This is a genomic window from Phenylobacterium sp., assembly GCF_031984885.1.
Taxonomy (GTDB): domain Bacteria; phylum Pseudomonadota; class Alphaproteobacteria; order Caulobacterales; family Caulobacteraceae; genus Phenylobacterium.
On the sequence record NZ_DAMABV010000029.1, the window covers coordinates 1 to 8,467 of the forward strand.

At 70.8% G+C, this 8,467-nt stretch carries 8 protein-coding genes; 2 read left to right on the forward strand and 6 right to left on the reverse strand.

The annotated features are described in order from the left end of the window. Window positions 1-159 precede the first annotated feature (159 nt). The 6 genes from dnaA to mutM form a co-directional block, all read right to left on the reverse strand. Window positions 160-1,623, reverse strand: a complete 1,464-nt coding sequence (gene dnaA, locus RTL41_RS20740; protein WP_312167306.1) for a chromosomal replication initiator protein DnaA — start codon at window positions 1,621-1,623, stop codon at window positions 160-162. 407 nt (window positions 1,624-2,030) lie between these two features. Next, on the reverse strand, window positions 2,031-2,300 hold the full coding sequence (gene rpsT, locus RTL41_RS20745; RefSeq protein ID WP_183777175.1) for a 30S ribosomal protein S20: 270 nt from the start codon (window positions 2,298-2,300) through the stop codon (window positions 2,031-2,033). Window positions 2,301-2,407: 107 nt separating this feature from the next. Continuing rightward, complete coding sequence (locus RTL41_RS20750; RefSeq protein WP_312167311.1) at window positions 2,408-2,989, reverse strand: GDSL-type esterase/lipase family protein; 582 nt, start codon at window positions 2,987-2,989, stop codon at window positions 2,408-2,410. Between the two features lie 4 nt (window positions 2,990-2,993). Further along, complete coding sequence (locus tag RTL41_RS20755; RefSeq protein WP_312167314.1) at window positions 2,994-3,770, reverse strand: enoyl-CoA hydratase; 777 nt, start codon at window positions 3,768-3,770, stop codon at window positions 2,994-2,996. Between the two features lie 34 nt (window positions 3,771-3,804). Then, window positions 3,805-4,677, reverse strand: a complete 873-nt coding sequence (locus tag RTL41_RS20760) for a TraB/GumN family protein (protein WP_312167316.1) — start codon at window positions 4,675-4,677, stop codon at window positions 3,805-3,807. A gap of 8 nt (window positions 4,678-4,685) precedes the next feature. Beyond that, entirely contained in the window at window positions 4,686-5,549 is an 864-nt protein-coding gene (gene mutM, locus RTL41_RS20765; protein WP_312167319.1) for a bifunctional DNA-formamidopyrimidine glycosylase/DNA-(apurinic or apyrimidinic site) lyase, read from the reverse strand. Window positions 5,550-6,013: 464 nt separating this feature from the next. On the opposite strand from mutM, the gene RTL41_RS20770 reads away from it, so the two are divergent. Next, the gene (locus RTL41_RS20770; RefSeq protein WP_312167322.1) at window positions 6,014-6,772 is read left to right on the forward strand and encodes a class I SAM-dependent methyltransferase; all 759 of its coding nucleotides are present in this window, start codon (window positions 6,014-6,016) and stop codon (window positions 6,770-6,772) included. Window positions 6,773-6,775: 3 nt separating this feature from the next. Continuing rightward, a complete protein-coding gene (gene ubiB / locus RTL41_RS20775) occupies window positions 6,776-8,284 on the forward strand; it encodes a 2-polyprenylphenol 6-hydroxylase (RefSeq protein WP_312167325.1) in 1,509 nt (502 codons plus the stop codon). Window positions 8,285-8,467 lie beyond the last annotated feature (183 nt).

Sequence of the window (8,467 nt, forward strand, 5' to 3'; positions counted from 1 at the left end):
CTTCCCGTGTCATCCCGGAAAGCCCGCAGGGCTTGTCCGGGACCCATTGACGCCGGGCCTGACGAATGAGGCGCGGCCCCGCCGCAACAGCTCAACCGACTTGATGACGCTTTGGGGCGCAGAGATCGACAACGGTTTGTCGATCTCTGCCGGCGCGGCTCAGCCGCGCAGCTTGCGCAGCAGGACGTCGAGGTCGCGGGCGATCATCGGGTCTTCGCCCTTCAGCGCCTCGATGCGGCGGACGGCGTGCAGGACGGTGGTGTGGTCGCGGCCCCCGAAGCGGCGGCCGATGTCGGGCAGCGAGCGGGTGGTGATCTGCTTGGCCAGCCACATGGCGACCTGGCGCGGGCGGGCGACGACGCGGGCGCGGCGCTCGGAGATCAGGTCGGCCTGCTTGAGCTGATAGTGCTCGGCCACGGTCTTCTGGATCTGGTCGACGGTGACCCGGCGCTCGTTGCAGGCCAGGTTCGGGCGCAGGATGGCCTGGGCCTCGTCCAGGGTCATGCGCGAGATCTCGCCGCCGACGCGGGCGACCAGGGTGTTGAGCGCGCCTTCCAGCTCACGGACGCTGTCGGTGAAGCGGTCGGCGAGGAACTGCAGCACCTCGCTGCGGGCCGAGGGCATGAACTTGCCCTGGGCCGCCAGGGTGGCGAGCTTGCGCTCCAGGATGCCCAGGCGAAGGGTGCGGTCGGCCGGCTCGATGCCGCAGACCAGGCCGGCCTGCAGGTGGCTGCGCAGGCGCGGCTCCATCTCCGACAGCTCGGCCGGCGAGCGGTCGGCGGTCATCACCACGCGGCGGCCGTCCTCGACCAGGGCCAGCAGGGTGTGGAACAGCTCCTCCTGGGTGGAGGACTTGCCGGCGACGAACTGGACGTCGTCGATCAGCAGCAGGTCGGCGTTGCGCAGCTCGTCCTTGAAGGCGGCGGTCTGGCGGTCCTGCACGGCCTTGACGAAGGTCGAGGTGAAGCGCTCGGCGGTGATGTAGACGACGCGCTTCTCGGGCGCCGACTGCATGGCCTCCCAGGCCAGGGCGTTCAGCAGGTGGGTCTTCCCGAAGCCGTAGGGGCCGTGGAAGATCACCGGGTTGAAGTGGCCGTCCGACCAGGCCGCCACGCGGCGGGCCACGGCGAAGGCGAATTCGTTGGCCGGGCCGGCGACGAAGGTCTCGAAGGAGAAGCGGTCCTGCAGGCCCTGCTGGCGGCCGGCGCGGGCGGCGACCGGCGGCGCGGCCTGGAGCGGAACCTCGATCTCGATGACGTGGCCGTCGGCCAGGGGCCCCTCCAGCGGTTCGGGCTTGAGCACCACCGGCGCGGCGGGCGCGGCCGGCGAGGCGGCCTCGAACTCCATGCGCGATTTCAGGTCGAGGTTGCGGCCCATCGGGTCGTTCTGGGCCCAGAGCTCGCCGATGCGGCGCCAGGCGTGGCGGCGGATCCAGTCGCGGGCCACGCCGGTCGCGGCGACCAGGCAAAGCTCCTCGCCGCGCTCGCGCAGGGCGGCCTGGCCCAGCCACGAGCCGAAGGTGGCTTCGCCGAGTTCCCGCTTCAGCGCCGCGCAGGTCTTGGCCCAAACGGCCACCGCCTGCATCTCGGCGACAGAACTCGCAACGCCCCCAGTGGCCATCATTCCAACCTCTTTCATCGTCATCCGTCAGCGCCCCCGCAGCGGAACAACTTTGTCAAACAAACACAAAGCCTTACCCGGCGAGCGCAATGCCCCCGCCGCCGCCTTTTTTCATCCGAGATCAGATGGAAGGACGTCTTGAGGTTTGTCACCCTAGTCGGGGCGAGTAGGGGGTCAACGGTGATTCTTCGCCGCGTCGACGGATATTTTCGTTGACTCAAATCCACCCCTCGCAGGGCAAGGGAATCTGGATTTCAACGTTCCGTTAACTGAGAACTAACGCCGCAGTCGCGGAGCGTCGTGATGCGACGCAAAATAAAACGCCCGCGGGTCTTTCAACCCGCGGGTGTCTCGAATTTCCGTATTTCATAGGGAGGTTGCGGCCAAGCTCCAGGCTTGGCCCTTCAACCTCAGGCCGCAGCCATCTTCTTGAGCTGGGCGGCCAGGCGCGACACTTTGCGCGAACCAGTGTTCTTGTGGACGACGCCCTTGGTGACGGCGCGCATCAGCTCCGACTGGGCCTCGACGAAGGCAGTCTTGGCGGCGCCGGCGTCGCCCGAGGCCACGGCCTCTTCGAACTTGCGCAGGTAGGTGCGCACGCGCGAGCGGCGGGCCTTGTTGACTTCGGTACGGCGGGCGATCTTGCGGACCGCCTTCTTGGCGCCGGGCGTGTTGGCCATGTGTCAGCTCTCAATACGGATCGCGCCCGAGCCAAAACCCGGGCGGGCAAATTGGAGGCGCGGATATACGGGAGAGCGCCTCCCGGGTCAATGCGCTGTGGATAGGTTTAATCGACAAGCGTGAAGGCGCGCCAGGCCGGATGGGCGCCGACCAGGTCGGCCATGCGCTGATAGCCGCCCGCGCCGGGGTGGGCGCCGTCCCAGGCCAGGGCCTCGGCCCGCCACAGGCCGTCGGCCTCCAGCGGCTGGAAGACGTCGATGAACGGGACCTTCAGGCGGGCGGCCAGCGCCTTGAGGGTCTCGTTGAGGACTTCGAGCCGGGCCGAGACGCCGGGATCGGCCATCGGCGGCGGCCCGACCAGCAGCACCGGGCAAAGGGCCTCGGCGCCGGTCAGCATCGCCTGGGCGTTCTTCAGGGTCTGGGCCTGGGCGACCCGGGGCGCGCCGTCGTGCGGGTAGCAGTCGTTGGCGCCGAACGAGAAGACGATCCGCATCGGCTCCTCGTCGGTAAACCGGGCGCCCGCCTCGGCCCGCCAGCGCGCGGCGATGTCGCTGGAGGTCTCGCGGCGGACCCCGAGATTGTAGAGGGTGACCGAGCGGCGCCCGAGCAGGGCCCGGCCGATCCAGCCCAGGTGGTCGGGATCGCCGGCCCCGGCGACCATGGAGTCGCCGAAAGCGATGAGCCGCACGGCCTCAGGAGCCCTTGAAGTCCGGTTTGCGCTTCTCGACGAAGGCGGCCATGCCCTCCTTCTGGTCGTCGAAGGCGAACAGCGAGTGGAACAGGCGCCGCTCGACCGCGACGCCGGTGGAGAGGGTGGTCTCGTAGGCGGTCTCGACCAGCTCCTTGTTCATCATCACCGCCAGCGGCGACTGGCCCGCGATCCTGGTCGCCGCGGCCATGGCCTCGCCGATCAACTGGTCGGAGGGCACGACGCGGGAGACCAGGCCCGCGCGCTCGGCCTCGGCGGCGTCCATCATCCGGCCGGTGAGGATCATCTCCATGGCCTTGGACTTGCCGACGAAGCGGGTCAGGCGCTGGGTGCCGCCGATGCCGGGGGCGACGCCGAGATTGATCTCCGGCTGGCCGAACTTCGCGGACTCCGCGGCGATGATGAAGTCGCAGAGCATGGCCAGCTCGCAGCCGCCGCCCAGGGCGTAGCCGGCGACCGCGGCGATGATCGGCTTGCGGAACTGCTCGATGCGGCGGGCGCTGGCGCCGAAGAAGTCCTGCTTGAACATCTCGGCGTAGGTCTTGGTCGACATCTCCTTGATGTCGGCGCCGGCGGCGAAGGCGCGGTCCGAGCCGGTGATCACCAGGCAGCGGACGGCCTCGTCGGCCTCGGCGGCGTCGAGGGCGGCCGAGAGCTCGGCGAGGAGCTGGCTGTTGAGGGCGTTGAGCGCCTCGGGCCGGTTGAGGCGGATCAGGGTCACGCCTTCGGTGGTCTCGACGATCAGGGTCTCGTAGCTCATGGCAGCCCTCGCTGGCGATGTCGGTCCGCCGGGATTAAGGCCCTTCGACGCTGTAGCCAAGGGCGCGCAGGCGGGCGGGCAGGCCGTCCTGGCCGACCAGGTGGCCGACCCCGACCACGACGACCGTGCGGCCCGAGCCGTCCAGGCGCGTCTTCAGCGCCTTCAGCCAGCGCTCGTTGCGCTCGGTCACCAGCCGCGCATAGAGGCCCGGCGCGGCGGCGCGCAGCGGCTCGAGCGCGTCCTCGTCCAGCGCCTTGAGGTCGCCGGCCATCCAGTGGGCGACCAGTTCCTGATAGGCTCTGGGGTTGTCGTTGAGCTCGATCAGGCTCTGCTCCAGCGAGGCGATCTGCTCGGGCAGGGGCGCGGCGTCGAAGATGGCGATCTGCTCCTCGGGGCTCTCGAAGGCGCGGCGCTGGGCTGCGGCCGGGGCCGAGCCGGAGATCATCTTCTCGACGCCGGAGCCGGCGTCGGCGCCGGCCTTCTGGAACTGGGCGCCGGCCAGCACCACCTCGGCGAACCAGGGTTCGAGCCGGTCGAGCACGGCCATGGAGACGCCGAGGTCGGCGGTCGCGGTCTCCAGCCGCCGGCGGCCGGCGGGCGAGAGCATGGCCGAGAGGGACCGGCCCTCGGGCAGCACCCCATGCTGGGCGGCGAGCTGGCCGACCCTGGCCTCCGAGGCCGGGTCGATCGGCAGCTCGAACCAGAGGTCGTCGGCCCTGGCCAGGGCGGCGTCCAGTTCGGCGGGCCGCCAGTCGAGGCCGGGCGGCAGCACGTGGATCGAGCCGAACAGCACCAGCTCGGAATCGGCGTCGCGCACGATCCAGACCGGGGGCCGGGCCTCGGCCTCGGACGCGGCGCATCCGGCCAGCAGCAGGCCGGCCAGGGCGCCGAGCAGGCGACGGGTCATGGGCGGGCTCACTTCTGGCAGGCCGGGCAATAGAAGGTGGAGCGGCCGGCCTGGACCTCGCGGGCGATGGCGCCCTTGCAGCCGGGGTTGGCGCAGGGCTCGCCCTCGCGGTCGTAGGCGCGGAAGCGGTGCTGGAAATAGCCCAGCGCCCCGTCGGCGGCGGCGTAGTCCTTGAGCGAGGAGCCGCCGGCCTCGATGGCCTCGTTCAGCACCTCGCGGATGATCCCGACCAGCGGGGCGATCCTGGCCGGCTTGATCGACCCGGCCGGCTTCAGCGGCGAGATCTTCGCGCGGTTCAGCGCCTCGCAGACATAGATGTTGCCCAGGCCCGCGACGACGCGCTGGTCGAGCAGCAGGGTCTTGGGCCCCTGCTTGCGGCCGGCGAAGGCCCTGACCAGGCGCTCGGCGTCGAAGGCCGGCGACAGCGGCTCGGGGCCGAGGCCGGCGAACCAGGGATGGGTCTCCAGGGCCGCGGTCTCGATCAGGTCCATGTAGCCGAAGCGGCGCGGGTCGTAATAGGTGACGCGCCCGCCGTCGTCGGCCTCGAACACCACATGGGCGTGCTTCGGGTCGGGGTCGGGGGCGTAGTGGAACTCGCCCGGCCGCCGGCGGCCCTCGGGCTGGGCGATCTCGAAGCGGCCGCTCATCCCCAGGTGCATGACCAGGGTCTCGCCGCGGTCGAGCACCGCCATCAGGTACTTGGCGCGGCGCTCCAGCCGCTCGATGGTCGCGCCGGTCAGGCGCTGGACGAAGCCGTCGGGGAACGGAAAGCGCAGGTCGGCGCGGCGCGCCTCGACCCGCGACAGGCGGCGGCCTTCCAGGACCGGCGCCAGGCCGCGCCGGACGGTTTCGACCTCGGGTAATTCGGGCATGGGACTTGAAGTGGCATTTCGCGGCGGCCGGGACAACCTGCTTGGCGGATGCTCGGGCGTGCTTGTCCGGGACCCATTGACGCCTGATCGTGGAGAATGGGGCGCGGCCTTGCCGGGTTCATGGGTCCCGGTCTTGCTGCGCAAACCGGGATGACGCCTGTTTTTCCTCCGGCAGCGTTTGGCGCAAGCTGCTCGGCGGATTTTGAAACACCAAGACCACGAAGGACACGAAGAGCACGAAGGGGCCGTGCTCCCCGTGTCATCCCGGAAAGCCCGCAGGGCTTGTCCGGGACCCATTGACGCCGTGCCTGACGAATGAGGCGCGGCCTTGCGGGTTCCGATCCATCCGGTGTTCATGGGTCCCGGTCTTGCTGCGCAAACCGGGATGACACCTGCTTTTTCTCCGGGGGGATTTGCGCGCCCGCGTCTGGCGCGGTTGGCGTGGTCGGGCTAAGACCCAGGCCATGACCGGACCTTCCGCCACCTTCGGCTTTCGCGACGTCGACGCTTCGGAAAAACCCCGCCTGGTGCGCGGCGTGTTCGACAGCGTGGCCAGTCGCTACGACCTGATGAACGACCTGATGAGCGCGGGCGTGCACCGGCTCTGGAAGGACGCCACGGCCGCCAGACTGAACCCGCAGCCGGGCGAGGTGATCATCGACTGCGCCGGGGGCACCGGCGACATGGCCCGGCGCTTCGCCAAGCTGGCCCGCGCCGCCCAGGAGCGCCGCGGCGGCCCCGACGCCCAGATCATGATCATGGACTACAACGCCGAGATGATCGCGGCCGGCCGCGCCAAGGGCGGCGAGCCGGAGATCACCTGGAACGTCGGCGACGCCCAGCGCCTGCCGCTGCCCGACGCCTGCGCCGACGCCTATGTGATCTCGTTCGGCATCCGCAACGTCACCGACGTGCAGGCCGCCCTGGTCGAGGCCCGCCGGGTGCTGAAGCCGGGCGGGCGGTTCCTGTGCCTGGAGTTCTCGCAACCGGCCACCGAGATGCTGCGCAAGGCCTATGACGCCTATTCCTTCAAGGTGATCCCGCAGATCGGCGAGTGGGTGACCAAGGACCGCGACAGCTACCAGTACCTGGTGGAGAGCATCCGCCGCTTCCCCGACCAGCGGACCTTCGTCGCGATGATCGAGACGGCCGGCTTCAGCCGGGCGGGCTTCACCAACTTCACCGGCGGCGTGGCGGCCCTGCATCACGGCTGGGCGTTCTGATCCATGGGAAGTCTCGCGGCCTTCGGGCGGCTGACCGCGGCGGCCTGGTCGCTGGCGCGCAACGACGCCCTGCTGCCGCGCGAGCTCGACGCGCTCTATCCGCCGCGGGTGCAGAGCCTGTCGCGGGCGGTGCGCGGCCTGGCCGGGCGGCAGGCGCGCGAGGGCCGGCCGGGCGAGCGGCTGGCCCGCTCGCTGGAGCGGCTGGGCCCGGTGGCGATCAAGCTCGGCCAACTGCTCTCGACCCGCGCCGACATCTTCGGCGCCGAGTTCGCGGGCGACCTGTCGCGCCTGAAGGACAGGCTCGACCCCTTCCCAACGCCGGTGGCGCGGCGGGAGGTGGAGCTGTGCCTGGGCCGGTCGATCGACAGCCTGTTCTCGGCGTTCGGCGAGCCGGTGGCGGCCGCCTCCCTGGCCCAGGCGCACGACGCGGTGCTGCTGGACGGGCGGCGGGTGGCGGTGAAGGTGCTGCGGCCGGGCATCGCCCAGCGCGTGGCCCAGGACGCCGAAGCGCTGGCCCTGGCCGCGCGGCTGGTCGAGAAGGTGTCGCCCGACGCCCGCCGGCTGGAGCCCCGCGCCCTGGCGACCACGGTGATCCGCGCGACCGAGCTGGAGCTGGACCTGCGGCTGGAGGCGGCCGGCGGCGACGAGCTGGCCGAGGTGATGGCCAAGGACGGCTACATGTCCGCGCCGAAGGTGGTCTGGGACGGGGTCGGCAAGACGGTGCTGACCCAGGAGTGGGCGCTGGGCGCGCCGCTGTCGGACCCGGCGACCCTGGAGATCGAGGGCCTGGACCGCCCGGCCCTGGCCGACAAGCTGCTGCGCGCCTTCCTGGCCCAGGCGCTGGACCATGGGGTGTTCCACGCCGACCTGCACGAGGGGAACCTGTTCGTGGCCGCGCCGGCGCAGATCACGGCGGTGGACTTCGGCATCGTCGGGCGGCTGGCGCCGTCCGAGCGGCGCTACCTGGCCGAGATCCTCTGGGGGTTCCTGGAGCGTGACTACGAGAAGATCGCCCAGACCCATTTCGACGCCGGCTACGTGCCGCGCACCCATTCGGTCCACGCCTTCGCGCAGGCCCTGCGGGCGGTGGGCGAGCCGCTGTTCGGCCGCACGGCGCGGGACGTGTCGATGGGCCGGGTGCTGACCCAGCTCTTCGAGATCACCGCCCTGTTCGACATGCGCCTGCAGCCGCAGCTCGTGCTGCTGCAGAAGACCATGATGACGGTGGAGGGGGTGGCCCGGCGGCTCGATCCCGACCACGACATCTGGAAGGCGGCCGACCCGGTGGTGCGCCGCTGGATGCTGCGCGAGCTGGGCCCGCAGGCGCAGGTCAGGCGCTTCGTCAGCGAGGGGATCGAGGCCCTGCGCGCCCTGCACCGGCTGATCGAGACCCCGCCCCAGGCGACCGCCGCGGTGGCGGTGGTCGAGGAACGGCCCTCGCGCATGGCCTGGTTCGCGCTCGGCGCCGCCGTGGCCGGGGCGGCGTTCTGGCTTGGGGTGTGGCTGCTCTGAGGGGCGGACTTCGAGGCGCCGAGATGAAGGGGCCGTGGGGGGCGTGGCGCTTTTCGTGTCATCCCGGAAAGCCCGTAGGGCTTGTCCGGGACCCATTGACGCCGCGTCTGACGAATGAGGCGCGGCCGTGCCGGGTTCTGATCCATCCGGTGTTCATGGGTCCCGGTCTTGCTGCGCAAACCG

What these genes read in the sequence shown, in the direction of transcription:
- dnaA (WP_312167306.1), bottom strand. Translation starts at nt 1,623, where the DNA reads ATGATGGCCACTGGGGGCGTTGCGAGTTCTGTCGCCGAGATGCAGGCG.
- rpsT (WP_183777175.1), bottom strand. Translation starts at nt 2,300, where the DNA reads ATGGCCAACACGCCCGGCGCCAAGAAGGCGGTCCGCAAGATCGCCCGC.
- RTL41_RS20755 (WP_312167314.1), bottom strand. Translation starts at nt 3,770, where the DNA reads ATGAGCTACGAGACCCTGATCGTCGAGACCACCGAAGGCGTGACCCTG.
- RTL41_RS20760 (WP_312167316.1), bottom strand. Translation starts at nt 4,677, where the DNA reads ATGACCCGTCGCCTGCTCGGCGCCCTGGCCGGCCTGCTGCTGGCCGGA.
- mutM (WP_312167319.1), bottom strand. Translation starts at nt 5,549, where the DNA reads ATGCCCGAATTACCCGAGGTCGAAACCGTCCGGCGCGGCCTGGCGCCG.
- RTL41_RS20770 (WP_312167322.1), top strand. Translation starts at nt 6,014, where the DNA reads ATGACCGGACCTTCCGCCACCTTCGGCTTTCGCGACGTCGACGCTTCG.
- ubiB (WP_312167325.1), top strand. Translation starts at nt 6,776, where the DNA reads ATGGGAAGTCTCGCGGCCTTCGGGCGGCTGACCGCGGCGGCCTGGTCG.